At 70.9% G+C, this 23,508-nt stretch carries 21 protein-coding genes; 5 read left to right on the top strand and 16 right to left on the bottom strand.

Annotation, left to right across the window (positions count from 1 at the left end; translation table 11 throughout):
* Positions 1-8: 8 nt before the first annotated feature.
* Genes ACZ5PP_RS10180 through ACZ5PP_RS10160 form a run of 5 tightly spaced genes read right to left on the bottom strand, consistent with a single transcriptional unit; the run spans position 9 to position 3,664 of the window.
* Positions 9-2,123, bottom strand: coding sequence for a methyl-accepting chemotaxis protein (locus tag ACZ5PP_RS10180; protein WP_464827022.1), 2,115 nt, complete (start codon positions 2,121-2,123; stop codon positions 9-11).
* A gap of 49 nt (positions 2,124-2,172) precedes the next feature.
* Positions 2,173-2,679: a chemotaxis protein CheW gene (locus ACZ5PP_RS10175; protein WP_004327492.1), complete on the bottom strand. Its 507-nt coding sequence runs from the start codon at positions 2,677-2,679 to the stop codon at positions 2,173-2,175.
* A 5-nt stretch (positions 2,680-2,684) separates the two neighbouring features.
* Positions 2,685-3,050, bottom strand: coding sequence for a response regulator (locus ACZ5PP_RS10170; RefSeq protein WP_012586067.1), 366 nt, complete (start codon positions 3,048-3,050; stop codon positions 2,685-2,687).
* 19 nt (positions 3,051-3,069) lie between these two features.
* Entirely contained in the window at positions 3,070-3,471 is a 402-nt protein-coding gene (locus tag ACZ5PP_RS10165; RefSeq protein WP_004327486.1) for a response regulator, read from the bottom strand.
* A 40-nt stretch (positions 3,472-3,511) separates the two neighbouring features.
* The gene (locus tag ACZ5PP_RS10160) at positions 3,512-3,664 is read right to left on the bottom strand and encodes a rubredoxin (RefSeq protein ID WP_049766948.1); all 153 of its coding nucleotides are present in this window, start codon (positions 3,662-3,664) and stop codon (positions 3,512-3,514) included.
* Positions 3,665-3,782: 118 nt separating this feature from the next.
* Between ACZ5PP_RS10160 and thiD the strand changes: the two genes are divergently transcribed.
* The 4 genes from thiD (at position 3,783) to hemL (ending at position 8,149) form a co-directional block, all read left to right on the top strand.
* Entirely contained in the window at positions 3,783-4,667 is an 885-nt protein-coding gene (gene thiD / locus ACZ5PP_RS10155) for a bifunctional hydroxymethylpyrimidine kinase/phosphomethylpyrimidine kinase (RefSeq protein ID WP_012586065.1), read from the top strand.
* A complete protein-coding gene (thiE, locus tag ACZ5PP_RS10150; RefSeq protein ID WP_012586064.1) occupies positions 4,660-5,292 on the top strand; it encodes a thiamine phosphate synthase in 633 nt (210 codons plus the stop codon). The genes thiD and thiE overlap by 8 nt, the downstream gene beginning before the upstream one ends.
* A 417-nt stretch (positions 5,293-5,709) precedes the next feature.
* The gene (locus ACZ5PP_RS10145; protein ID WP_464827021.1) at positions 5,710-6,624 is read left to right on the top strand and encodes a SprB repeat-containing protein; all 915 of its coding nucleotides are present in this window, start codon (positions 5,710-5,712) and stop codon (positions 6,622-6,624) included.
* 241 nt (positions 6,625-6,865) lie between these two features.
* A complete protein-coding gene (gene hemL / locus ACZ5PP_RS10140; protein WP_043745062.1) occupies positions 6,866-8,149 on the top strand; it encodes a glutamate-1-semialdehyde 2,1-aminomutase in 1,284 nt (427 codons plus the stop codon).
* A gap of 66 nt (positions 8,150-8,215) precedes the next feature.
* Here hemL and mgtE read toward each other — a convergent pair whose 3' ends face one another.
* The 11 genes from mgtE to ACZ5PP_RS10085 all read right to left on the bottom strand — a co-directional run bounded on the left by mgtE (position 8,216) and on the right by ACZ5PP_RS10085 (position 19,025).
* On the bottom strand, positions 8,216-9,658 hold the full coding sequence (mgtE, locus tag ACZ5PP_RS10135) for a magnesium transporter (protein ID WP_464827020.1): 1,443 nt from the start codon (positions 9,656-9,658) through the stop codon (positions 8,216-8,218).
* Between the two features lie 134 nt (positions 9,659-9,792).
* On the bottom strand, positions 9,793-10,500 hold the full coding sequence (gene mtgA / locus ACZ5PP_RS10130; protein WP_004321314.1) for a monofunctional biosynthetic peptidoglycan transglycosylase: 708 nt from the start codon (positions 10,498-10,500) through the stop codon (positions 9,793-9,795).
* A gap of 7 nt (positions 10,501-10,507) precedes the next feature.
* The gene (gene aroE, locus ACZ5PP_RS10125) at positions 10,508-11,341 is read right to left on the bottom strand and encodes a shikimate dehydrogenase (protein WP_464827019.1); all 834 of its coding nucleotides are present in this window, start codon (positions 11,339-11,341) and stop codon (positions 10,508-10,510) included.
* Between the two features lie 10 nt (positions 11,342-11,351).
* Positions 11,352-12,275, bottom strand: a complete 924-nt coding sequence (locus ACZ5PP_RS10120; protein ID WP_464827018.1) for an energy transducer TonB — start codon at positions 12,273-12,275, stop codon at positions 11,352-11,354.
* Positions 12,276-12,282: 7 nt separating this feature from the next.
* Positions 12,283-14,190: a ribonuclease catalytic domain-containing protein gene (locus ACZ5PP_RS10115; RefSeq protein ID WP_012586061.1), complete on the bottom strand. Its 1,908-nt coding sequence runs from the start codon at positions 14,188-14,190 to the stop codon at positions 12,283-12,285.
* 572 nt (positions 14,191-14,762) lie between these two features.
* Positions 14,763-15,641, bottom strand: coding sequence for an EamA family transporter RarD (gene rarD / locus ACZ5PP_RS10110; RefSeq protein WP_464827051.1), 879 nt, complete (start codon positions 15,639-15,641; stop codon positions 14,763-14,765).
* Between the two features lie 199 nt (positions 15,642-15,840).
* Positions 15,841-16,710 (bottom strand): class I SAM-dependent methyltransferase, encoded by an 870-nt coding sequence (locus ACZ5PP_RS10105; protein ID WP_012586059.1) that lies wholly within the window; start codon positions 16,708-16,710, stop codon positions 15,841-15,843.
* Between the two features lie 25 nt (positions 16,711-16,735).
* A complete protein-coding gene (locus ACZ5PP_RS10100) occupies positions 16,736-17,323 on the bottom strand; it encodes a YqiA/YcfP family alpha/beta fold hydrolase (RefSeq protein WP_374615825.1) in 588 nt (195 codons plus the stop codon).
* Between the two features lie 13 nt (positions 17,324-17,336).
* On the bottom strand, positions 17,337-18,161 hold the full coding sequence (locus ACZ5PP_RS10095; protein WP_464827017.1) for an undecaprenyl-diphosphate phosphatase: 825 nt from the start codon (positions 18,159-18,161) through the stop codon (positions 17,337-17,339).
* 90 nt (positions 18,162-18,251) lie between these two features.
* Positions 18,252-18,506, bottom strand: a complete 255-nt coding sequence (locus ACZ5PP_RS10090; protein WP_004321677.1) for a YkgJ family cysteine cluster protein — start codon at positions 18,504-18,506, stop codon at positions 18,252-18,254.
* A gap of 3 nt (positions 18,507-18,509) precedes the next feature.
* Positions 18,510-19,025 carry a DUF2478 domain-containing protein gene (locus ACZ5PP_RS10085; RefSeq protein WP_004321676.1) on the bottom strand — a complete coding sequence of 172 codons (516 nt, stop codon included), beginning with the start codon at positions 19,023-19,025 and terminating at the stop codon, positions 18,510-18,512.
* A 203-nt stretch (positions 19,026-19,228) separates the two neighbouring features.
* Here ACZ5PP_RS10085 and hrpA point away from each other — a divergent pair, with 203 nt between their 5' ends.
* Positions 19,229-23,434, top strand: a complete 4,206-nt coding sequence (gene hrpA, locus ACZ5PP_RS10080) for an ATP-dependent RNA helicase HrpA (RefSeq protein ID WP_464827050.1) — start codon at positions 19,229-19,231, stop codon at positions 23,432-23,434.
* Positions 23,435-23,508: the final 74 nt, after the last annotated feature.

Genomic DNA, 23,508 nt, shown 5'->3' with positions numbered 1-23,508 from the left:
CAGCGTGGTCAGACCTTGAAGCCCGAGACCGAGCCCTTCAGCTCCACCGCCAGCTCGGCGAGCTGGTCGATCGACACGGCGGTCTGGCGGGTGCCGAGCGAGGTCTGTTCGGTGACGGCGAGAATGTCCTTCATCGCCGCGGCGACGCGGCCGGCGGTCGCGGCCTGTTCCTGCACGTCGGCCGAGATGCGCTCGATCAGGCTGGCGGTTTCGGTGGAGACCTGGTCGATCTCGGCGAGCGCCTGGCCGGCGGCGTCGGAGAGCTGCGCGCCCTCGACCACGTTGCGGGTGGCGCTCTCCATCGCACCCACCGCGTCCTGGGTGTCGGTCTGGATGGTCTTGACGATCGCGGCGATCTGCTTGGTCGCCTCGGCCGAGCGTTCGGCGAGGCGCTGCACTTCCTCGGCGACGACGGTGAAGCCGCGCCCGGCCTCGCCGGCGGTGGCGGCCTGGATGGCGGCGTTGAGCGCGAGCACGTTGGTCTGCTCGGTGATGTCGGAGATGAGCTCGACGATCTCGCCGATCTCCTGCGAGGATTCGCCGAGGCGCTTGATGCGCTTGGCGGTCTCCTGGATCTGGCTGCGGATGTCGTTCATGCCGCGGATGCTGTTCTGCACCGCGTCCGCGCCCTTGCGCGCGGACTCCAGCGAGCGCCGCGCCACCTGGGCGGACTGCAGCGCGCGCGCGGAGGAGTCGGTCATCGACTGCGCCATGCGCTCGGCGGTGGCGCCGGCTTCCTCGATCTCCTGCGACTGGCGGTCGGTGGCGGCGAGCAGCTCGGTCGAGGTACGGCGCGCCGACTCGGTGGCCGAGGTCACCCGCGTGGCGGCGTCGTTGATTCGGCGTACCAGCACCGAGAGCTCCTCGATGGTGTAGTTCACCGAGTCGGCGATCGCGCCGGTGATGTCCTCGGTGACCGTGGCGCGCACCGTGAGGTCGCCGTCGGCGAGGTCGCCCATCTCGTTCATCAGGCGCAGGATGGCCTGCTGGGTGAGGTTGCGCTCATCCTCGGCCTGGCGGCGCTCGGCCTCCGAGACGAGGCGCCGCGCCGCGGCGTCGGCGGCGTAGGCGCGCGCCATCTGCGCCAGCACGAACACGGCGAGCAGGGCGGCGAGCGCCGCGCCCGCATGCAGCGGACCGAAGCCGCCGGTGCGCCCGGCGAGCGCCGTGCCGAGGGCCGTGCTCGCGGCGAGCAGGGCGGGGGTGTTCGCCGCGAGGCCGGCGCTCGCGGCGTTCGCCTGCTGCAGCGCGCCCGCGTCGGCGCCGATGCGCTCGATCGCCTGGAGGATCGGTGCCGCGGCGGACCCGAGCGCGCGCAGGCTCTCGTCGAGGACGCTGCCGTTGCTCGGGCGTTCGAGTTCGGCCAAGCGCTGACGCAGCTGCTCGGCCTCGCCGGCGAGCACCTTGGCCGCCGCCGCCGGGTCTGCATCCGCGGAGAAAAGGGTGTTTGCCTGCAGGGTGGCGCGCTGGGCATGGAGCAGGAGGGCGTGGGCCGCACGCAGCGCAGAAGCGTCTCCGTTCATCGCCGCCACACGGCGACCGAACTGGTCGGCCGCGTCGGCGAGGGCGCCGCTGGCCGCGTTGATCGCGCGCACGGCAGCGCTGGTGCCGGCGAGCGGCGCGCCTTGGGCGGCAAGGCGCGCCGCCAGCGTGGCGTTTTTCTGCCACTCGGCGTCGAGGTCCTGCAGCAGGGGCCGCATGCTCGCGGGCAGCGGCGGCAGCGTGGCGCCGGCATGGCTGCCGCCCTGGCCGAGGGTCTGCAGCAAGCCGGCGAAGCGTGCCCGGGTCTGCTCGAGATCGGCGACCGCGCCGGGCTCGCCGAGGCGGGCGAGGCGGGCCGCCCTGGCCATCTGTCCGGGCAGCACCTGCAGTTCGCTCGCCGCGCCGAGCTGGAGCGCGGACAGGCTCGCATCCCGCGCCTGGTATGCGAGCAGTCCGGCGCTGATCGCCGTGCAGGCGACGAAGAGTCCGCCGAGCATGCCGAGGCGGCCGCCGGATCGCGCGGGGGGAGACGGAGTCTTGTTGGCGACCGTCTGCTCCGGCGCGGAGGTCTCGATGATCGTCTGGGCCTCGGTGCCGGCGCCGGGGGCCGGGGCTTTCTTGCCGAACGGGTTCAATGCCATGGTCGATGCTCGATTTTTCGGTCGGGTTCTTGCGGGGTGGATGCGTACGTCATTCCAGCCCGGCGTCGAGGAAGGCGGGTTGGGCGAGCAGGCGGGCGGGGTCGAGCTGCAGCCACGCGCGGCCCTGCATGTCGCGCAGGCGGCGTGCCACCCAGGGCGGGGCATCGCCGCCCGGGGCGGGCTCGAAGTCCTCGTGGCTGCGCAGGCCGCTCGAGGACGACACCAGCAGCGCGCTGTGGATGCCGTGGCGCGCACCGATCAGCAGCAGGCGCGCCCGCCCGCCGGCGCTGATCGGCGGCTGGCCGTTGAAGGCGGCGAAGTCGACCACGCCGTACAGGCTGCCGCGCACGTTGGCGAGGCCGCGGAACCAGGGGCGGGTGAGCGGCACCGCGGACAAGGGCGGCGGGGGCAGGATCTCGCCGGCCTCGGCGAGTTCGATCAACCAGTTGTCGCTGCCGCACTGGAAGCCGAGCAGGCCGCGGCGCTCGGCGCCGGCGGCCTCGGCGAGGCGACGGGCGAGGCGTTCCTGGAATTCGCGCAGGCTGCTGCGGGCCATCGAGCTCAGCCCATCGCCCGGATGCGGGCGAGCAGTTCGTCGTGGTCGACCGGCTTGACCAGGTAGTCGAGCGCGCCCTGACGCATGCCCCAGATCTTGTCGGTCTCCTGGCCCTTGCTGGTGCACATGATGATCGGGATGTCGCGCGTCTCGTCATCGCGCGAGATCGTGCGCGTGGCCTGGTAGCCGTTCATGCCCGGCATCACCACGTCCATCAGGATGAGGTCGGGGTGGTCGCTGCGGCTGCGTGCGATGGCCTGCTCGCCGTTCTCGGCGGTCAGCACCTGGTAGCCGTTGCGGCCCAGCACCTCCTGGAGGGCGAGGCGTTCGACGGGAGAGTCGTCGACCACGAGAATCTTGCGGATCGGCATCGGTCGTCTCCGGCGTGGCTCAGCCTGCGCGCGCCGCATCGCCGCCGCGCCGTGCGTGGCTGGCGACCGCCCGCAACAGGCTGTCCTTGGTGAAGGGTTTGGTGAGGTATTCGTCGGAGCCCGCCATGCGTCCGCGCGCGCGGTCGAAGAGGCCGTCGCGCGAGGACAGCATGATCACCGGCGTGGGCGACAGGCGGGGGTTCTTCTTGATCAGCGCACAGGTCTGGTAGCCATCGAGGCGCGGCATCATGATGTCCACGAAGATGACGTCGGGGTGGTGGTCGGCGATCTTCGCGAGTGCGTCGAAACCGTCCTCGGCGAGGACGACCTCGCAGCCCGCCTGGGCGAGGAAGATCTCGGCGCTGCGGCGGATCGTGTTGCTGTCGTCGATGACCATCACCTTCAGGCCGGCAAGGTCCATGCTGTATTCCTGGTGGGTTGTCGGGCGGTGGCGTCCGGGCCTAGATCTCGACCATCTCGAAGTCTTCCTTGCGCGCGTTGCACTCGGGACAGGTCCAGTTCGGCGGAACGTCCTCCCAGCGCGTGCCCGGCGCGATGCCCTCGTCGGGCAGGCCCGACGCTTCGTCGTAGATGAAGCCGCAGATCAGGCACATGTAGGTCTTCCAGGGGGTATCGGCCATGTTCCAGCGTGACTCGAGGGTTGGGGGTAGAATCGACCGCCTATCTTAACGCATCCGCGCGCACCCCATCCGCGCTGCATTTCCACCTCCCATGCCGCTCGCCATTCCGGAAACTCCCCCCTGCGTGCTGTGCCTGTCGGCGGGTGACGCCACGGCCGGCGGAGGACTCGCGGCCGACATCCTGACCCTGGCGAGCATGGGCTGCCACCCGCTGCCGGTGCAGACCGCGGCGCTGGTGCGCGACACCCGCGGCATCGACGAGCTGTGGCCGGTCGCGCCCGAGCTGATCGCCATGCAGGCGCGCGCGGTGCTCGAGGACGTGCCGGTGGCGGCGTTCAAGCTCGGCTTCTGCGGCAGCGTCGAGAACGTCGCGGTGATCGCGGAGATCCTCGCCGACTATCCCGACGTTCCCCTGGTGGTCGAACCCGGCCTGCACGCCGCGGCGCTGCTCGGCGAGGCGGGCGAGGAGATCGCCGCGGCGCTCGCCGACCTGATCCTGCCGCAGACCACGCTGTTGGTGGCCGACCGCCACGAGCTGCTGCGCCTGACCGGCCTGGCCGGGGACGAGGCGGCCGAGTCCGACGAGGAGGACGGTGGCGGGGGAGGCCAGGGCGAGACGGGTGGCGCCGAGCTCGACGAGGCGCTCGAGCGCCTGCTCGGCAACGGTACCGAGTACGTGCTGCTCACCGGCGGCGGCGACCACGGCCCGCAGCTCGTCGACACCCTCTTCGGCAGCGAGGGCATCGTGCGCACCGACGCCGGCCCGCGCCCGGCCGCGCCCTGCCTGGGTGCCGGCACCACCCTCGCCGCCGCCGCGGTGGCAGCGATGGCGCACGGCATGGCGCTGCCCGAGGCGGTGCGCGAGGCGCAGGAGTTTACCCGCCAGGCCCTGCGCCACGCCTATCGCGCCGGCATGGGGCGGGCGCTGCCCGACCGCTTCTTCTGGGCGCGCGGCAAGGGCGAGAGCGATGACTGAGCGTTTCCCGGTGCGCACGCTGCGCGGGCTCTACGCGGTCACCCCCGACGAACCCGACACCGGCCGCCTGCTCGCGCTCGCGCAGTCCGTGCTCGCCGGTCATCCGGCGCTGCTGCAGTACCGCAACAAGGGCGCCGACGCCGGTCTGCGCCGCGAGCAGGCGCTGGCGCTGCGCGACGCCTGCCGGGCCGCCGGCGTGCCCTTCATCGTCAATGACGACCTCGCGCTCGCGCTCGCCATCGACGCCGACGGAGCGCATCTCGGCCGCGAGGACGGCCCGCCCGCCGCGGCGCGCGCTGCGCTCGGCCCACAGCGCATCCTCGGTCTCACCTGCTATGCCGACTGGTCGCGTGCGACCGAGGGCGCCGAGATCGGTGCCGACTACATCGCCTTCGGCGCGATGTTCCCCTCCACCACCAAGCCCCACGCGCCGCCCGCACCCTTCGCGCTCGTCGAACGCGCCAGGCGCGAGCTCGGCCTGCCGGTGGCGGCGATCGGCGGCATCACGCTGGAGCGTGCGCCGCAGGTGATCGCCGCGGGCGCCGACCTGCTCGCGGTGGTCGGCGACGTGTTCGGCGCGGCCGATCCGGCGGCGCGTGCGAGGATGTATCGCGCGCTGTTCTGAACCCCGCACCTCCCGCCCGACGACCCTACGCGGGCGGTAGCGCCTCATCCTGGCCGAGGGCCCGCATGCGGGGCGATCGCACGAATGCATGACCTGCCCGAGCGGAACCCGTGGGAGCGGGCCTGCCCGCGCAAGGGCGGCGTGCGGCGCTCCTGCGCGGGCAAGCCCCCCGGTGCAGAAGATGGGCACAGGCTGCGCCTTCATGCGACTGCGTCGAGCTTGTATGTGGCAATGCCAGTGCTATACCGGAATCATTCCATGGGTCTGGCGGATGTCATGTCGACCGGGCGTGAGCCTCCCGTCTCGCGAGTCCGCATGATGGCGGGTTGATCCGGCTTTGCCGCCTTCACGGAGGCTGCACGAATCGCAATCGGGTCGATGGAGGTGTCCGTGGTGAGGTGAGAAAGGGAGACGGTCATGGATGAAGAAAAATGGAAAAACCTGGAGGCTCTGATCACCGGCCTCGACAAGGTCGTCAAGGCTGCAGCGGTCAACACCCGAACCCGATCACTGGCTGATCGCGTTACCGCCTTGCAGAGCGATTTCGCCTCGGCCAGGGCGAGTGGCGACGCGACCATGCGCGATCACATCGAGATGGCGGTTCAGGAGTTGTGGGCAAATGTCGAGCGTTGGAGCGGCGTAGCACCGAAGAGGAAGATTTCGGAGTGGTTGGCAGACTTCAGCATTGCGGGGCTCATCGGGCTGGTCGTGCTCCTGGTTGTACTGGGCTTGCTCGTCGCCGGGATCATGTTGTTCACCTCCGCAGTTGGCTGGAAGGCGCTCATGGGCGTGGATGGCACACGACCCATCCTTACCGTGGCGGCGATCATTGCGACGCTGGCGTATGGCGGCGGGCTGATTTTCAGCGCTCTGTACTCCAACGAGGGGAAGTTCGAAGAACGTTTCAGGATGGCGCGCGAAATCTTTCTGGTGTTCTCGGGGGTATTTGCAACCATCGTCGGCTTTCATTTCGGAGCGGGCAACAATGGTACGGGCGGGGCCGGGGGGGTGGAAAATGTGCAACAACTCGAGCTTGATGTCCGGCGTGGCGCAAAGCCGGGCGAGCTCGAATTGTCGGTGACGGGGGGAACGCCTCCATATACCGTCACAACGACGGGAGCCAACATAAAGACAATCTCGCCCGCGCAATACGATAGGTCTCCCATCGTGATCGGCATCACGCGTGAAGACCCGGAAAAATCCTGGTCGGTTTCGTTCTCCGTCGTCGATAGGGTGGGCACGAAGAAGCAGATCGAGCCGAAACGCGAGGTGCTCGACGCGCTTTTCGGGGGGCAGTCGGGCGCAGGCTCCGGGGCAGGCGGAGGGGGATGACCAGACGGTCGCCAGGTCTCATCTCGCTGTCGTGCAACTCTGGTCATCCATCGACGTTTTCGGGCTCCGACAAGGGGCGTCACGTCAGGCTGGGCGTGATCGGTTCTCTGTGGTCGGCGGCCAAGGCGGGCGGCTCATGCGGACGCTTGCCGCGCAAGTCGTGTGAATGCCGGTGGTGGACCGGCTTGGCCTTGCGGCGCCACAATGCCGGCTTTCGCACGCAGCACAGGAACCCTCTGCCATGACCAGCCGTAACGAAGCCCTCTTCCAGCGCGCCCAGCGCAGCATCCCCGGTGGCGTCAATTCGCCCGTCCGCGCCTTCCGCTCGGTGGGCGGCACGCCGCGCTTCCTTGCGCGCGCCGAAGGTGCCCGGGTGTGGGATGCGGATGGCAAGGAGTACATCGACTACGTCGGCTCCTGGGGCCCGGCGATCGCCGGCCACGCCCACCCGGCGATCGTCGAGGCGGTGCGCGAGGCGGCGCTGAAGGGCCTGTCCTTCGGTGCGCCCACCGAGAGCGAGGTCGACATGGCCGAGCTGATCTGCGCCATGCTGCCCTCGGTGGAGATGGTGCGCCTGGTCAGTTCGGGCACCGAGGCGACCATGAGCGCGATCCGGCTGGCGCGCGGCTTCACTGGCCGCGACGCGATCGTGAAGTTCGAGGGCTGCTACCACGGCCACGCCGACAGCCTGCTGGTGAAGGCCGGCTCCGGCCTGCTGACCTTCGGCAACCCGTCCTCGGGTGGCGTGCCGGCGGACTTCGCCAAGCACACCATCGTGCTCGACTACAACGACCTGCAGCAGGTCGAGGACGTGTTCAAGGCGCGCGGCGACGAGATCGCCGCGATCATCGTCGAGCCGGTGGCCGGCAACATGAACCTGATCAAGCCGCAGCCCGGCTTCCTCGAAGGCCTGCGCCGCATCTGCACCGAGTACGGCGCGGTGCTGATCTTCGACGAGGTGATGACGGGGTTCCGCGTCGGCCCGCAGGGCGTGCAGGGCCTCTACGGCATCACCCCCGACCTGACCACGCTCGGCAAGGTGATCGGCGGCGGCATGCCGGTGGGCGCCTTCGGCGGTCGTCGCGACATCATGGAAAAGATCGCCCCGCTGGGCAGCGTTTACCAGGCCGGCACCCTGTCGGGCAGCCCGGTGGCAGTGGCGGCGGGCATGGTGTCGCTGCAGCTGACGCGTGAGGCCGGCTTCTACGAGCGGCTGACGGCGAGCACGCAGCGACTGGTTGCGGGTCTCGCCGCGGCGGCCAAGGATGCCGGCGTCACGTTCAGCGCGGACTCGGTCGGCGGCATGTTCGGCGTCTATTTCGCCGACAAGGTGCCGGCCTCCTTCGCCCAGGTGATGGCTACGGACAAGGAGCGCTTCAACCGCTTCTTCCACGCCATGCTGGAAGCCGGCCACTACTTCGCGCCCTCGGCCTTCGAGGCCGGCTTCGTGTCGGTGGCGCATGGCGAGGCCGAGATCGACGCCACGGTGGCCGTGGCGCGCGCGGTCTTCGCCCAACTGGGCTGAGCCTTCCCGCAGGCCTGCGGAGCGGGCTCGCCCGCTCCTGGCGCCATATTCCTCACATCTCGCCCGTCAGAGCAGGAAAAGCGTCGCCAGCCCGAGGAAGATGAAGAAGCCGCCCGAATCGGTGAGTGCGGTGATCATCACCGAGCCGCCGAGCGCGGGGTCGGCGCCGAGGCGCTGGCGCAGCATCGGGACCAGCACGCCCGCGCAGGCTGCCAGCAGGAGGTTCAGCGTCATCGCACCGGTCATCACCAGCCCGAGATCGACGTTGCCGTAGAGCCACCACGCCAGCACGCCGAGCAGTCCGCCCCACACCACGCCGTTGATCAGCGCCACGCCGAGCTCCTTGCGCAGCAGGCGGGTCATCGCCGAGGGCTCGACCTGGCCCATCGCGATCGCACGCACGATCATCGTCACGGTCTGGTTGCCCGAGTTGCCGCCGATGCCGGCGACGATCGGCATCAGCGCCGCGAGCGCGACCAGCTTCTCGATCGACTCCTCGAACAGGCCGATCACGCGCGAGGCCACGAAGGCGGTGACGAGGTTGATCGCCAGCCAGGCCCAGCGGTTCTTCACCGAGCTCCACACCGAGGCGAAGATGTCCTCCTCCTCGCGCAGGCCGGCCTGGGACAGGATCTCGGCCTCGGACTCCTCGCGGATGAAGTCCACCGCGTCGGCCACGGTGATGCGGCCGATCACCCGCCGCTCGGAATCGATCACCGGCGCCGACACCAGGTCGTAGCGCTCGAAGGCCTGGGCGGCGTCGTCGGCCTCGTCCTCGGGGGTGAAGCTGATCACCGGCTCGGAGCGCATCACCTCGGCCACGGTCCTTTCCGGGTCGCTGATCAGCAGCGTCTCCAGGGTCAGGATGCCCTCGAGGTGGTCCTCGCGGTCGACCACGAAGAGCTTGTCGGTGTGGTCGGGGAGTTCGTCGAAGCGGCGCAGGTAGCGCAGCACGACCTCCAGGGTGACGTCGTCGCGTACCGTCACCATGTCGAAGTCCATCAGCGCGCCGACGGAATCCTCCGGGTAGGACATCGCCGCGCGCAGCTGCTCGCGGCCCTCGCTGTCGAGCGACTGGAAGACGTCCTCGATGACCTCGGGCGGCAGGTCGGGGGCGAGGTCGGCGAGCTCGTCGGCATCCAGCGAACCTGCCGCCGCCTTGAGCTCCTCGGGGTCCATCGTCTCGATGAGCGACTCGCGTACCGCGTCGGAGACCTCGAGCAGGATCTCGCCGTCACGCTCTGCCTTGACCAGGTCCCAGACATAGAGACGCTCCTCGCGCGGCAGCGCCTCGAGGATGTAGGCGATGTCGGCCGGGTGCAGACTGTCGAGCTTGGCGCGCAGCCCGGCCTCGTGCTGCTTGTGCACGAGGTTTTCCACCAGCTCGTGGCGCGGCATGTCCTGGCGATGGACGAGACCCTCCACCACCTTCTGGCGGGCGAGCAGATCCTGCACCTCCTTGAGGTGCTGCTGGACGTCGTCGGCGTGGAGTTCTTCGGGCTCGGTCATCGCGCGCAAGGCCGGCGGAGGGGCAAGTCGCGAATTCTACGGACTCCCCCCCGCGCACGCGACCCCGATCATGTGACAGAAGGCGAAAAATCGGCGGAGGGCCATTCCCGCCCCTCGCGCCTTGCGCGTCGCGCTCAAGGCACCTGCGAATTCGCCATCCGCCGTTGCACCCGCGCCGCGTGCGCGGCCAGGCGGGGGCCGAAGGTCTTCTCGTAGCGCCGCGGGTTGGGCAGCATCACCGCCAGGCGCGCGGCCTCGGCCGGGCCCAGGCTGGCGGCCGGGCGGCCGTAGTAGTGGCGCGCGGCGGCCTCGGCACCGAACACGCCGTTGCCCCATTCGGCCACGTTCAGGTACACCTCGAGGATGCGGCGCTTGTCCCAGGTCGCCTCGATCATCAGGGTGATCGCCGCCTCCTGGCCCTTGCGCAGCCAGGAGCGCGAGGACGACAGGAAGAGGTTCTTGGCGAGCTGCTGGCTGATCGTCGAGCCGCCGGCGGTGACGCGGCCCTCCTCGGCGTTGCGCTCCAGGGCGCGCTCGATGCCCTCCCAGTCGAAGCCGTCGTGGTCGAGGAAGCGATCGTCCTCGGCAGCGACCACCGCGCGCTTGAGGTGGATCGAGATGCGCTCGTAGGGCACCCATTGCTGGCGCAGTTCGGCCCGCGGGTCGGCTTCGCGCAACTCGGCGAGGCGGATGCGCATGAAGCTCGTGCTGCCGGGATCGAAGCGGCTCCACCACACCACCTGGGTCAGCAGCACCGCCTGCCAGAACAGCGCCAACAGCAGCGCGACACCCAGCCCGCGGGCGACCCAGCCGAGGATGCGGCGCGGCGCGGGGATCGGCACGCTGGCCTCAGCCGGCTTCGATGAGCTGGCGCAGCTCGGCCAGCACCGGCGCGGAGTCGGGGCGCACGCCGCGCCACAGCGCGAAGCTCTCGGCGGCCTGCTCGACCAGCATGCCCAGCCCGTCGGCCACCCGCGCCGCACCGTCGGCGAGCGCGGCGCGCAGGAAGGGCGTATGGCCGCGGCCGTACATCATGTCGTAGGCGAGCGCGCCCTGGGCGTAGAGGCCGGGCGGCAGCGGCGGCAGTTCGCCGGACAGGCTGGCGGAGGTGGCGTTGATCACGAGGTCGAAGCGCTGGTCGGCGAGCGCCTCGAAGCCGCAGCCCTCGATGCGCACCGTGCCGGCGTGGGCGGCGAAGGCCTGCGCCAGCTCCACCGCCTTGTGCGCCGTGCGGTTGGCGATGCACAGGTCAGCGGGTGCGGTGTCGAGCAGCGGCAACAGCGCACCGCGGGTGGCGCCGCCGGCGCCCAGCAGCAGGATGCGCCGCCCGCGGGGCGGGCAACCGAGATGGCTCGCGAGGTCGCGCACCAGGCCGGCGCCGTCGGTGTTGTCGCCGAGGATGCCGTCCGTGCCGAAGGCGAGCGTGTTGACCGCACCGGCCGCCTCGGCACGCGGCGTGCGGCGGTCGGCGAGGGCGAAGGCCTCGAGCTTGAAGGGCACGGTGACGTTGAGGCCGCGCCCACCCTCGGCGCGAAAGCGCGCCACCGTCGCGGCGAAATCGTCGGGCGGGGCGAGCAGGGCCTCGTAGGTGAGCGCCTGCCCGGTCTGGCGAGCGAACGCGGCGTGGATCCAGGGCGATTTGCTGTGGGCGATCGGGTTGCCGACGACGGCGTAACGGTCCATGGGCGGGGTCTCAGTTGGCGCGCACCTGGTCGCTGTTGGTGAAGGTCCACGTGCGGGTGATCTCGATCACGTCGTAGTCCTTGCGGATGTCGGGCGGGAAGGGGGCGTAGGGCGCGGCCATCTTGACGATGCGCAGCGCGGCGTCGTCGAGCACCTTGTGGCCCGAGCTGCGATGCACGCCCATCCGCTCCACCGTGCCGTCGGAGCGGATCGTCACCGACAGCAGCAGGCTGCCGTAGAGCCGGCCGCGCGCCGCATCGGGGTAGTTCAGCGTGCCGATGCGCTCGACCTTCTGCCGCCAGTCCTCGACGTACTGCGCGAAGCGGTATTCCTGCGCGCGCGCGCCGATGAACTTCTTGCGCGGACGCTTGGCGAGCTCCTTGAGGTCGCGGTCGATCTGGGCCTCGATGCGGGCGACCGCGGCGGCGCTGTCGAGCAGGTCGAGGCCGCTGATCTCGCGCTGCGGCTCGGGTGTCGGCGTGGGCTGCTCGGTCTTCTTGGGCGCCGCGGCGACCTTGGCAGGGGCCTTGTCGCGAGTGATCACCTGCTTCTGTTCGCGCACCGGCTCGGGCGTGCGGCGCTTGGCCTCGACCAGGGCGTCGCCGTCCTGGCGGTTGGGCTGCGGTGGCAGCGGTGTGCTCGCGCGCACCTCCTGCTCGGTGTTGCCGCCGGCATCGACGTTGGCCTGCGCGAGCACCTCGGCCTTGTCGGGTGCCCGGGCGTGGCGGGCGTTGACCAGCACCACTTCCAGACCCTTGTCGCGCGCGGGCTTGGCCTCGGGCAGGCGGAAGTGGATCAGCAGCAGCAGCGCGTGCAGGCTGATCGAGATGACGAAGGCCGCCACCAGCCGCGGTCCGCCGAAGCGCCGCAGGCGCCCGCTCCAGACCCCCGGCAGGGCGCCGGCGGGCAGGACGGGGGCGGCGGGCGGAGTCATGCGCAGATCACGCGAAACCGAAGCCGGCCTCGTCCACCGTCTCGGGATCGGGTTCGGCGAGCGTCTGCACGAAGCGTGCCTCCACCTCGACGTCGAGCAGGTCGGTGCGCTCGACGACGAGCTTGACCCGGCTGCCGGGCATCTGCAGCGGCATCGAGGGTACGCGGATCACCAGCGGAATCTCGGCGAGGCGCACCACGTTCTCGCGCAGCACCGTGGCCTCGACCTCGCCGCGGCCGTGCTGGCGCAGCCAGCGCAGGCACCAGTAGCGCTCCATGCCGCGCTGGAACTCGGCGTACTCGGCGTAGGTGAGCTCGAAGTCGCGCATCGCCGCCATCAGCTCGGCCGACTTGGGCGCGAACGCGGGCGGGGTGCCCTGCAGCACCGAGATGATCTGCCACTGGTTCACCAAGTCGACGTAGCGCCGCAGCGGCGAGCTCGACCACGCGTAGCAGTCCACCCCGAGGCCTTCGTGCGGCGCGGCGACCGTGGTCATGCGCACCTTGCCGCCGCCCTGGGCGCGATACAGGCCGGGGATGCCCGAGGTATCGAGCAGCTTGCCCCAGGTCATGTTGGCGTGGATCATCAGCTCGGCGACGAGCTTGTCCATCGGCGAGCCGCGCAGGCGCCGGCCGATGCTGACGCGTCCCGGGCCGTCCGCGGTCTCCTCGGTCCAGTCCACGCTGAAGCCGAAGTCGATGCGGTCCTCGTTGCCGGCGGCCTTGCCGCGTCCAGCCTCGAGCACGGTGGCGAGGTCCCACAGCAGGGTCAGTTCGCGCTTCCACTGGAAGTCGGGGCCGCCGTTGTGGACGGTGTCGTCGTTGAACACCGGCTCGATGTCGTGGTGGCGCAGGTTGGCCACGATCGGCACGAGCTCGACCCGGCTCTCCTGGTGGACGATCGCCAGCCCCGGGGTGATGTCGAGGTAGAGCGACACCGCCGGACAGTCGCGGCCCTCGCCGAGGGTGAAGGTCTGCACGATCTCGTCGGGCAGCATGGTGATCTTGTTGCCCGGCATGTAGACGGTGGACAGGCGCCGGCGCGCGACCGCGTCGAGCGTCGAGCCGCGCGCGAAGCCGAGCGCGGGTGCGGCGATGTGGATGCCGATGCGCCAGCCGCCCTCGGCGCGCGGCGTCACCGAGAAGGCGTCGTCGATCTCGGTGGTGGAGGCGTCGTCGATCGAGAATGCGGCAACCTCGGCACGCGGCAGCGCGGTCGGCAGCACAGGGGGCTCGATGGCGGGGAAGGCAGTGCCTTCGGGGAAGTGCTCGAAGAGGAAGCGGTTGTAATGGAAGTCGTAGCTCGAGGCGAGCGCACCGCAGGCCAGCAGCAGGCGCGCGGCCGACAGCCCGCTGTCGACGCAGGCGGCCTCGAGCGCCTTGATCTCGGGGCGGTTGCGGTCGGGGCGGTAGAGCGCCTGCGGCAGCAGCGCGGCGAGCTCGGGCGGCAGGCGCCCGGCGACCAGTTCGGCGCGCATGTGCTCGATCGCGGCGGCCTGCTGGCGCTTCTTCTCGAGGCCGGCGAGCGCGGCCTGGAGGATGTCGGCGGGGGCCTTGCGGAAGCGCCCGCGTCCCTTGCGGTGGAACCAGATCGGCGCCGAGTGCAGGCGCAGCAGCAGGGCGGCCGATTCGACCGCGTTCGGCACATGGCCGTGATATTCGGCGGCGAAGTCGGCGAAGGCGAACTCGTCGTCGCCGCACACTTCCCAGAGGAATTCGACGTCCAGGCCTTCGGCCTCGGCCTCGGCGCGCGCGAGCAGGTCGGAAGGCCCCGGCTCGCGGAACTCCATCAGCACATGGGCGCGCTTGAGCTTCACCCGCTTGCCGTGGGTGTTCTCGACCTGCAGCGTGGCGTCGTTATCGGCGAGGATGGTTCCGGCCTTGAAGGCCCCGTCCTCTTCATACAGCACGAACATCGGCATCCGCCTGAAGAAAGCAAGCGCGCTAGTTTACTGGATTCGGGCCGCCGGCCCTATCGCGGGGTGCGAATGAGGGGGCGATGCCGCGCGGGGGGCGATCCGGCGCGGCTCCGATCGGGGCTGGCACCGATTCGGTGCGGCTCCAGTGCGGTGCGGTTCGGCGTCGGCGTGGTTCGGAGTCGGTGCGGCTTCGATTCGGCCGCGGGGCCGGGGATGGCGGGGGCCGCCTGCACTCGCGGCCCCTCGCTGCGCTCGGGGCTTCCCGCGGTGGAGGACGCCGCGGGGGCGGCGACGCAAACTCGTCGCTGCGCGCCTCGGACATGCGTCGCCTTGTTTCCCCCGCGACGCCCTCCACCTCGGCGCTCCTGAAGTTGGCCCCCGCCATCCCCTGCCCCGCGGCCTCGCGCATTCGGGGCCGATCGCGCCGGCAGCGAGCCGTGGCACCGGGGTGCGCCGTAGGAGCGACGCAAGTCGCGATCCTGGCGGGGATGCGACCGCCGACGCTGCCATTGGGTGCCCCGTCGATCTGCGCGGCCGTCACCCGACGCGGCTGGCGCGCACCGCTTCCGTCAGCGGGCTCGCCGTGCCGTCCGCCGCCCGGCCCTGACCATGTCCGCGGAATACACCGCGAGCGCGAGCCAGATGAGCGCGAAGCCGACGAGCTGGGTGGTGTCGAAGGGCTCGCGGAAGAGCAGCACCGCGACCAGGAAATTGAGGCTGGGCGCGATGTACTGCAGGAAGCCGACCGTGGCCAGCGGCAGGCGGCGGGCGCCGACCGCGAACAGCATCAGCGGGATCGCGGTGATCACGCCAGTGAGCGGCAGCAGCCATTCGGCCGGGTTGCCGCTGCCGAAGGCGAGGCTGCCCTGGGCGTGCAGCCACAGCAGCCAGGCGAGCGCGAGGGGCGCGACGACGAGCGTCTCGATGAAGAGTCCGCCCACGGCGTCCACCGGGGCGCGCTTGCGCAGCAGGCCGTAGAGGCCGAAGGTGCCGGCGAGGAAGAGCGGGATCCACGGCAGGCTGCCGAGCTGCCAGACCCGCCAGGTCACGCCGGCGCAGGCGATGCCCACCGCGGCGGCCTGCAGCGGGCGCAGGCGTTCGCCGAGGAAGATCGCGCCGAGCGCCACGCTGACCAGCGGGTTGATGAAGTAGCCGAGGCTGGCCTCGAGCAGGCGCCCGGCGTCGATCGCCCAGATGAAGACCAGCCAGTTGCTGCTGGTGAGCAGCGAGGTGAGCGCGAGCAGGGTGAGCAGGCGGGGCTGCCGCAGCACGGCGCCCACGCGTTCGAAGCCGCCGGTGAAGCGCAGCGTGGCCAGCATCAGCGCGAGCAGCAGCGCCGACCACAGCACGCGGTGGGCGACGATCTCGAAGGGCGGTACGCTGCCGAGGGCGCGGAAGTAGAGCGGCGCCAGACCCCAGGTCACGAAGGCGGCGAGGGCGGCGAACATGCCCTGGCGCACGGCGCGGGTGTCGCCTTCGACTGCGGAAGCGGGGAGTGCCGCGGTCGGTGCGCGGGTTTGGAAGCGGGACAAGTCGGGATCCGGACGGGGCAGGGGGTGGAAGTAGGAAGGCGGGGGCGCCGGGAAATCGGCGGCGGGCCGCAGTGCGGCCCCCGGCCGCGCGGGCGGCAGGGCTCGGCCCGGGGGGTCAGCCCGGACGGCGGGCGCTCGCCACCAGGGTCAGGGCCGGCACCAGGAAGCCACCGCGGCCGTCGTCGCAGCGGTGATCGGCGAGGTCGTCCGCGACCGCCGCGCGCAGGTCCGCCTGGATGGGCTCGGGCAGGCGGCCGAGCGCCTCCGCGGCACCGCCGGCGAGGTCGAGGAAGGCCTGCCAGTAGGCTTCGGCGTCGGCGAAGTGGCAGGAGAAGGTGCAGGGGCGGATGTCGATGTCGTCGAAGCCGGCCGCCGCGAGCGTGGCGGACAGCACCTCCGCCTCGCCGTAGCGGAACACCGAGGGGCGCGACACCTTGGGCGGCGGCAGCAGGCGGGCGATGGTGTCCTGAGCGCGGTGGATCAGCGGCACGGACTCGCGCACGCCCCACACCGACAGTGCCACCCGTCCGCCGGGCATGAGCACGCGGTGCATTTCGGCGAGCGCGCGCTCGGGGTGCGGGAAGATGAACAGCGCCAGCCCGGCGAGCACGCGGTCCATGCTGGCGTCGGCGAGGCACAGCTGTTCGGCGTCGGCGGCGGCGAAGCACGGAGCGTCGGCGTGTTCGCCGCAGCGACGCGCGCCTTCGGCGAGCATGCCCTCGGCGATGTCGGTGGCGAGCACGCTGCCGCCGGGGGCGACGCGCAGCGCGGCCTGGCCGGCGAGCAGGCCGGGGCCGCTGGCGAGGTCGAGCACGCGCTGGCCGGGGGCGAGCGCGGCGGCCTCGAGCAGGGCTTCGGCGAGTTCGGCGCGCAGGTGGGCGCCTTCGGCGTAGCGCGCGGCGATGCGGTTGAAGCCGGCGCGCTCCATGGCCTTGAAGCGGCGGGCATCGAAGCCGGGTTGGGCGGGATCGGTGGGACGGCTCATCGGCGGCACTCCGTGTTCGGTCGGGTCAGGGGCGGGTATCGCCCAGCCCCGCATAGGCGAGCACCTCGTCCAGGTAGTCGTTCCAGCGCGAGAAGCCATGGTCGCCGCCTTCGAGCACGGTCTGGCGGGCACCAGCGTACTTGTCCACCGCGTGGCGGTAGTCGAGCACCTCGTCGCCGGTCTCCACCAGCAGCCAGAAGCGCTCCGGCCGGGTGATCGTCGGCACCTCGATCGCGCGCAGCTCGTCGATGTGGCCGCGGGTGAATTCGAAGCGCTCGCCGGTGTAGAGGTTGTCCTGCACGCCGACATAGGCCTCGAGCGAGAGCGGCGCGACCACGGCCGGATTGATCAGCACCGCGCGCAAGTCGTGGCGCTCGGCGAGCCAGGTGGCGTAGTAGCCACCGAGCGAGCTGCCGACCACGGTGGGCTCGAGGCCGGCGGCGCGGATGCGCGCGATCTCCGTTTCGGCGAGCGCGATCGCGGCGCGCGGCGACACCGGCAGCTGCGCGCACCAGAAGCGTTCGGCCAGGCCGCGCTCGACCATGCGTGCCTTCAGGGCGCGCGCCTTGATCGACGCCGGGGCGGAACGGAAGCCGTGCAGGTAGAGGATCATCGTGCTGCCTCGATCATGGCTCGGACCACTCGACCCAGCCGAAGTACCAGGTGGCGAGCACGAAGATGCCGAAGACGATGCGGTACCAGGCGAAGGCGACGAAGGTGTGGTTGGAGATGAACTTGATGAAGCTCTTCACCGCCCACATCGCGGCGACGAAGGAGGCGATGAAGCCGACCGCGAACACCGGCAGGTCTTCCACCCGCAGCAGCGCCCAGTTCTTGTACAGGTCGTAGGCGGTGGCGGCGAACATGGTCGGGATCGCCAGGAAGAAGGAGAACTCCGCCGCCGTCTTGCGCGACAGGCCGAAGATGACGCCGCCCATGATGGTCGCGCCCGAGCGCGAAGTGCCCGGGATCATCGCCAGCGCCTGGGCGAAGCCCACCTTGAGCGCGTCTGTCCAGCGCAGTTCATCCACCGAATTCAGGCGCGGGTGGTAGGCGCGCTTTTCCACGTAGAGGATGATCAGGCCGCCGACCACCAGCGCGATGGCCACCGTGATCGGGTTGAACAGCAGGCCCTTGATGGTGGAGTGGAACATCAGCCCGAGCACCGCCGCGGGCAGGAAGCCGATGAACAGCAGCCCGACGAAGCGCTGCGCGCTCGGTTCGGTGGTGATCCCGCTCGCGACCTTGATCAGGCGCTCGCGATAGTCCCAGCACACGGCGAGGATGGCGGCGAGCTGGATGACGATCTTGAACACCTTGCTGGTGTCGTCGTTGTAGCCGAGCAGGTCGCCCAGGATGATGAGGTGGCCGGTGGAGGACACCGGGAGGAATTCGGTCAGGCCTTCGACGATGCCGAGGACGAGCGCGACGAGGAGGAGGGAGAGGTCCATGCGGCCGGGCTGGAAGTGGGGGAAGGGTGGAGGGATCGGAGGCCGGATTATAGCCGGCGGGATGTTGCACTGCGGGGTAGGTTTGCCCGCTCAGGTCGCCGTCATCGCTTCGAGGGTGGCGAGAAAAAGCAGGGCATGCTCGCGGTCGGTGCCGCACATCTCGGCGCCGGGGCGCAGGCTGGCGCACACCGCCGGCCGACGCGGGTCGCCGAACAGGCGGCAGTGCCCGGCCTCGTCGAGCTGCGCGCAGCGCACACCCGCGGGTTTGCCGTGCGGCATGCCGGGGATGGGCGAGGAGATCGAGGGCGCGATGCAGCAGGCGGCGCAGCCGGGGCGGCAGTCCATGCCTCAGCCTGCCCGTGGCGCCGACCACCAGGCGAGGATGGCGTCGAGCGTGGGTTCGAGCAGCACGCCCTCGCCGCCGGTGAATTCCTTCCACTCGGGGAGGAAGCGCTCGCCTACCGCCGTGAGCAGGGGTACGCCGGCCACGACCGTCTCGGCCATTTCGTCGCGCAGGCCGGCGCCCGACACTTCCTGCGCGCCGAACTTGTTGATGATGACGAGCTCGACGCCGCGTTCGATCGCGCCGCGCACCGCCATCGAGCCTTGCGCGAGCGCGTCCGGGTCGACCCGGCAGGAGATCGAGCCGCGGCCGAGCTCCTGCGACAGCGGGATGCTCTCGCCGGTCTCCAGGTTCTCGAGCTGCATCGCGCAGGGGTCCTCGATCACCGTGGCGATGTCGTGCTGCAGCACGCCGCCCAGGCGCACGCCACGCTCGCCCAGGGCGCGCGCGGCGCGGGCGAGCAGGGCCTCGATGTTGTCGGTGGGCTTGTAGACGACGGCGGCGATGGCGTGTGCGGGCATGGTCGGGCTCGGCGGGCGGCTCGTTCGTGGATGGGCGTCATTGTCGCACTGCGGCGCCAACAAGGCGAAGATGCGGGAGATAATGCGCGGCTCGACGAAGCCGAAACGGATCCATGAGGGCTGAACACAAGGGCGCGCGCCGCCCGTCCGCGCTGCCGAACTTCGATGACTGTCTGAGCGGCGACCGCCCGCGCCTGCGCCGCATGGCGCGCGACCTCTCCCACCCGCCATGCGCGGACGAGCGCGCCACGGCGCAGCGCCTGCGCCTGCAGGCGGACTTCGATGCCCTGCTCGAACGCTCGCGCGCCGCGCTGCGCGCACGCCGCGCCGCGTTGCCGGTGCCGGACTTCCCGCCCGAGCTGCCAGTGTCCGGGCGCCGCGACGAGATCGCCACGGCCCTCGCCGCCCACCAGGTCATCATCGTGTGCGGCGAGACCGGCTCGGGCAAGACCACCCAGCTGCCGAAGATCGCGATGACGCTAGGCCGCGGCGTCGCCGGCCTCATCGGCCACACCCAGCCGCGTCGCCTGGCCGCACGCGCCACCGCGAGCCGCATCGCGCAGGAGCTCAAGAGCCCGCTCGGCGAGGTCGTGGGCTACAAGATCCGCTTCACCGACAAGACCGGCGAGCGCAGCCACGTCAAGCTGATGACCGACGGCATCCTGCTCGCCGAGACCCAGACCGACCCGCTGCTCGCCGCCTACGACACGTTGATCATCGACGAGGCGCACGAGCGCAGCCTCAACATCGATTTCCTGCTCGGCTACCTGAAGACCCTGCTGCCACGCCGGCCGGATCTGAAGGTGGTGGTGACCTCGGCGACGCTGGATGCCGAGCGTTTCGCCCGGCACTTTGCCGATGCCGCGGGCAAGCCGGCGCCGGTGATCGAGGTGTCGGGCCGGTTGTATCCGATCGAGATGCGCTACCGGCCGGTGGAGAGCGAGGGGATTGACCCCGCCGCGGCCGCGCGCAGCGCCGCCAAGGGTGGCAGGGAGGCCGCCAAGGACAGGAGCCGCGACCTCATGGACGCGCTGGTCGATGCGGTCGACGAGGCCCAGCGCTGCGGCCCGGGTGACGTGCTGGTTTTCCTGCCCGGCGAGCGCGAGATCCGCGAGGCCGCCGAGGCGCTGCGCAAGGCGCACCACCTGCCCGGCACCGAGATCCTGCCGCTGTTCGCGCGCCAGTCGGCGCAGGAGCAAGCGCGCGTGTTCTCGGCCTCCAACGGCCGCCGGGTGGTGCTGTCGACCAACGTCGCCGAGACCTCGCTGACCGTGCCGGGCATCCGCTACGTGGTCGACACCGGACTCGCACGCATCAAGCGCTACTCGCCGCGCAACAAGGTCGAGCAGCTGCAGGTCGAGAAGATCGCCCGGTCGGCCGCGCAGCAGCGCGCCGGGCGCTGCGGTCGTGTCATGGACGGCATCTGCATCCGCCTCTACGACGAGGACGACTTCAACCGCCGCCCGGCGCACACCGATCCCGAGATCCTGCGGTCGTCGCTCGCCGGCGTGATCCTGCGCATGAAGGCCCTGAAGCTCGGCGCGGTGGAGGACTTCCCCTTCATCGACGCGCCCGGCGCGCGCCTGATCGGCGACGGCTACGCGCTGCTGGCCGAGTTGGGCGCGGTCAGCGACGACGATGAACGCAAGCTCACCCCGACCGGCGTCGAGCTCGCCAAGCTGCCGCTCGACCCGCGCATCGGCCGCATGATCCTGGCCGCGCGCGACCGTGGCGCGCTCGCCGAGTTGCTGGTGATCGCCGCCGCGCTGTCGGTGCAGGACCCGCGCGAGCGCCCGCAGGACAGCCCGGGTGCCGCCGACCAGGCGCACGCCAGGTTCCGCGGCGGGGAGCAGGATCAGAAGTCCGAGTTCCTGTGGTACTGGCACCTGTGGAAGGCCTGGGACGAGGTCCAGCGCCACGAGTCCTCCAGCAAGCAGAAGGCCTGGTGCAAGAAGCACTTCCTCAACTACATGCGCATGCGCGAGTGGCGCGATGTGTTCGCCCAGCTCCACACCCTGTGCGCCGAGCACGGCTGGAAGGAGAACGAACAGCCGGCGAACTACGAGGCGATCCACAAGGCGCTGCTCGCCGGGCTGCTCGGCAACATCGGCTGCAAGGTCGAGGATGCCTCGGGGCCGCAGGCCGGCGCCTACCTCGGCGCGCGCGGGATCAAGTTCTGGCCGCACCCGGGCTCCGCGCTGGCGAAGAAGGCCGGAAAGTGGATCATGGCCGCCGAGCAGGTCGAGACCAGCCGCTTGTTCGGGCGCTGCATCGCGCGCATCGAGCCGGAGTGGGTGGAGGAGGTCGGCGGCCACCTGATCAAGCGCCAGGTGTTCGAGCCGCACTGGTCGAAGGCGTCCGGCGCGGTGCGCGCCTGGGAGCGCGGCACGCTGTACGGACTGGTGATCTATCCGCGCCGCGGCGTGGCCTATCGCGACATCGACCCCGCGCTGTGCCGCGAGCTCTTCATCCGCGAGGGCCTGGTGCAGGGCGAGATCGCCGAGGGGCCGGCGCGCGCGATGGCCTTCCTCGCCCATAACCAGCGCCTGGTGGCGGAGATCGAGCGCCTCGAGCACAAGTCGCGCCGCCCCGACGTGCTGGTGGACGAGACCCTGATCGAGGCCTTCTACGACAGCAAGCTCCCCGCGGAGGTCTGCGACCTGGCGGGGCTGGAGGCGTGGCGCAAGCCGGCGGAGAAGGCCGAGCCCAAGCTGCTGCATCTGTCGCGCGAGCAACTGATGCGCCACGACGCGGAAGGGGTGACCACCGACCGTTTCCCGCCGACGCTGGAGGTGCTCGGGCAGAAGTTGAAGCTCGCCTATCTGCACCAGCCTGGCGAGGCCGACGACGGCGTGACGCTCGCGGTGCCGCTGGCGATGCTCAACCAGATCCCCGCCAACCGCTGCGAGTGGCTGGTGCCGGGACTGCTCGAAGAGAAGGTTGCGGCGCTGATGAAGACCGTGCCGCAGAAGCACCGCCACCGCCTGCAGCCGGTGGCCGAGAGCGCGGCGGCCTTCATGGCGGTCTTCGAGGCCGGCGAGTTCGACACCGACGAGCCGCTGCTGAAGATGCTGCAACGCTTCGTGGAGGAGCGCGTGCAGTTGAAGCTGCCGCTGGAGAGCTTCCGCCCGGAGAACCTGAAGCCGCACTGCTTCATGAACTTCCGCGTGATCGACGAGCACGGCCGCTTGATGGGGCAGTCGCGCAACCTGATGGAGCTGCGTGCGCGCTTCCGCGAGCAGGTGGCGGCGCGCTTCTCGGCGGCGAAGATCGGCGGCGCGCTCGCGGGGGCGCTGTCGGTGGTGGGCGTCGGGGGCGCGGGTGGTGGCCAAGGCGTCGGTGCCGGCGGAGCGGGCGTCAGCGCGCGGGGGGGCGGATCCGACTCCGTTGCGGGCGAGGTCGCCGGCCGTGCGCGCTCCGGCGCGGATGCGCGTGATGCCGCGGCGGATGTGGGTGGCCGTGCCGGGGCGGGGCAGCCGGGGGGCAAAGGGAGCGGCAAGGCGGCGGGCGACCCGGCAGGCCGGAGCGCTGCGCCTGCCGAACTCCCGGCGCAGGTGCTGTCCGGCTTCACTGCGTGGACTTTCGGCGCCCTGCCCGAGTTGCTCGAGGTGCGCGTCGCCGGCCGTGAGGTGATCGGTTTTCCTGCGCTGCACGACGACGGCGACAGCGTCTCGTTACGCCCCCACGACACGCCCGAGGAGGCGTCGCGCGTGCATCGCCGCGGCCTCGCCCGCCTGTTCGCGCTCAACCTCAAGGACCAGGTGCGCGCGGTCGAGCGTCTGCCCGGCTTGCGCGAGCTCGCGCTGCAGTACATGGGCTTCGGCACCGAGGCCGAGCTGAAGGCGCGCCTGATCGAGGCGACGCTGGGCCGCTGCTGCCTGCTCGAGCCTTTGCCTACGGATGCCGACGCGTTCGCGAAGCGCTGCGCCGAGGCCAAGTCGCGGGTGAGCCTGGTTGCGCAGGAGTTCATGCGCCTGACCGGCCAGCTGCTGGTCGAGCATGCGGCGCTGCAGAAGCGCCTGTCCGGGCTGAAGACCTTTCCCGAGGTGGTGGCTGATATCCAGGGCCAGCTCGGTGCGCTGCTGCCGAAGGACTTCCTCGTCGCCTTCGAGTGGGACAAGCTGGCGCACTTCGCACGCTATCTCAAGGGTGCCGCGGTGCGGCTCGACAAACTCCGCAACAATCCGGCGCGCGACGCCCAGGCCATGGCGGAGTGGAAGCAGCTCGCCCAGGCCTGGGAGCGCGAGCGCCTCGCCCGCCGGCGCGCGGGCGTGGAAGATCCGGCGCTGGAAGAGTTCCGCTGGCTGCTGGAGGAGTTGCGCGTGGGCTTGTACGCGCAGGAGCTTAGGACGCCGATGCCGGTGTCGGTGAAGCGTCTGCAGAAGATCTGGGAGAGCCGGCCGCGCTGAGTCGCGCGACCGGCTCGGCCGGGCGTGCCGTCAGGGGAGTGAGGCCGCGCCCTGCGAACGGGGATGGAGCGGGG

The organism is Thauera sp. DNT-1 (assembly GCF_055393985.1).
The sequence above is the reverse complement of the archived record's forward strand: the minus strand, read 5'-3'. Positions and strand labels throughout refer to the sequence as shown.

What these genes read in the sequence shown, in the direction of transcription:
- ACZ5PP_RS10180 (WP_464827022.1), bottom strand. Translation starts at nt 2,123, where the DNA reads ATGGCATTGAACCCGTTCGGCAAGAAAGCCCCGGCCCCCGGCGCCGGC.
- ACZ5PP_RS10175 (WP_004327492.1), bottom strand. Translation starts at nt 2,679, where the DNA reads ATGGCCCGCAGCAGCCTGCGCGAATTCCAGGAACGCCTCGCCCGTCGC.
- ACZ5PP_RS10170 (WP_012586067.1), bottom strand. Translation starts at nt 3,050, where the DNA reads ATGCCGATCCGCAAGATTCTCGTGGTCGACGACTCTCCCGTCGAACGC.
- ACZ5PP_RS10165 (WP_004327486.1), bottom strand. Translation starts at nt 3,471, where the DNA reads ATGGACCTTGCCGGCCTGAAGGTGATGGTCATCGACGACAGCAACACG.
- ACZ5PP_RS10160 (WP_049766948.1), bottom strand. Translation starts at nt 3,664, where the DNA reads ATGTGCCTGATCTGCGGCTTCATCTACGACGAAGCGTCGGGCCTGCCC.
- thiD (WP_012586065.1), top strand. Translation starts at nt 3,783, where the DNA reads ATGCCGCTCGCCATTCCGGAAACTCCCCCCTGCGTGCTGTGCCTGTCG.
- thiE (WP_012586064.1), top strand. Translation starts at nt 4,660, where the DNA reads ATGACTGAGCGTTTCCCGGTGCGCACGCTGCGCGGGCTCTACGCGGTC.
- ACZ5PP_RS10145 (WP_464827021.1), top strand. Translation starts at nt 5,710, where the DNA reads ATGGATGAAGAAAAATGGAAAAACCTGGAGGCTCTGATCACCGGCCTC.
- hemL (WP_043745062.1), top strand. Translation starts at nt 6,866, where the DNA reads ATGACCAGCCGTAACGAAGCCCTCTTCCAGCGCGCCCAGCGCAGCATC.
- mgtE (WP_464827020.1), bottom strand. Translation starts at nt 9,658, where the DNA reads ATGACCGAGCCCGAAGAACTCCACGCCGACGACGTCCAGCAGCACCTC.
- aroE (WP_464827019.1), bottom strand. Translation starts at nt 11,341, where the DNA reads ATGGACCGTTACGCCGTCGTCGGCAACCCGATCGCCCACAGCAAATCG.
- ACZ5PP_RS10120 (WP_464827018.1), bottom strand. Translation starts at nt 12,275, where the DNA reads ATGACTCCGCCCGCCGCCCCCGTCCTGCCCGCCGGCGCCCTGCCGGGG.
- ACZ5PP_RS10115 (WP_012586061.1), bottom strand. Translation starts at nt 14,190, where the DNA reads ATGTTCGTGCTGTATGAAGAGGACGGGGCCTTCAAGGCCGGAACCATC.
- rarD (WP_464827051.1), bottom strand. Translation starts at nt 15,641, where the DNA reads ATGTTCGCCGCCCTCGCCGCCTTCGTGACCTGGGGTCTGGCGCCGCTC.
- ACZ5PP_RS10105 (WP_012586059.1), bottom strand. Translation starts at nt 16,710, where the DNA reads ATGAGCCGTCCCACCGATCCCGCCCAACCCGGCTTCGATGCCCGCCGC.
- ACZ5PP_RS10100 (WP_374615825.1), bottom strand. Translation starts at nt 17,323, where the DNA reads ATGATCCTCTACCTGCACGGCTTCCGTTCCGCCCCGGCGTCGATCAAG.
- ACZ5PP_RS10095 (WP_464827017.1), bottom strand. Translation starts at nt 18,161, where the DNA reads ATGGACCTCTCCCTCCTCCTCGTCGCGCTCGTCCTCGGCATCGTCGAA.
- ACZ5PP_RS10090 (WP_004321677.1), bottom strand. Translation starts at nt 18,506, where the DNA reads ATGGACTGCCGCCCCGGCTGCGCCGCCTGCTGCATCGCGCCCTCGATC.
- ACZ5PP_RS10085 (WP_004321676.1), bottom strand. Translation starts at nt 19,025, where the DNA reads ATGCCCGCACACGCCATCGCCGCCGTCGTCTACAAGCCCACCGACAAC.
- hrpA (WP_464827050.1), top strand. Translation starts at nt 19,229, where the DNA reads ATGGCGCGCGACCTCTCCCACCCGCCATGCGCGGACGAGCGCGCCACG.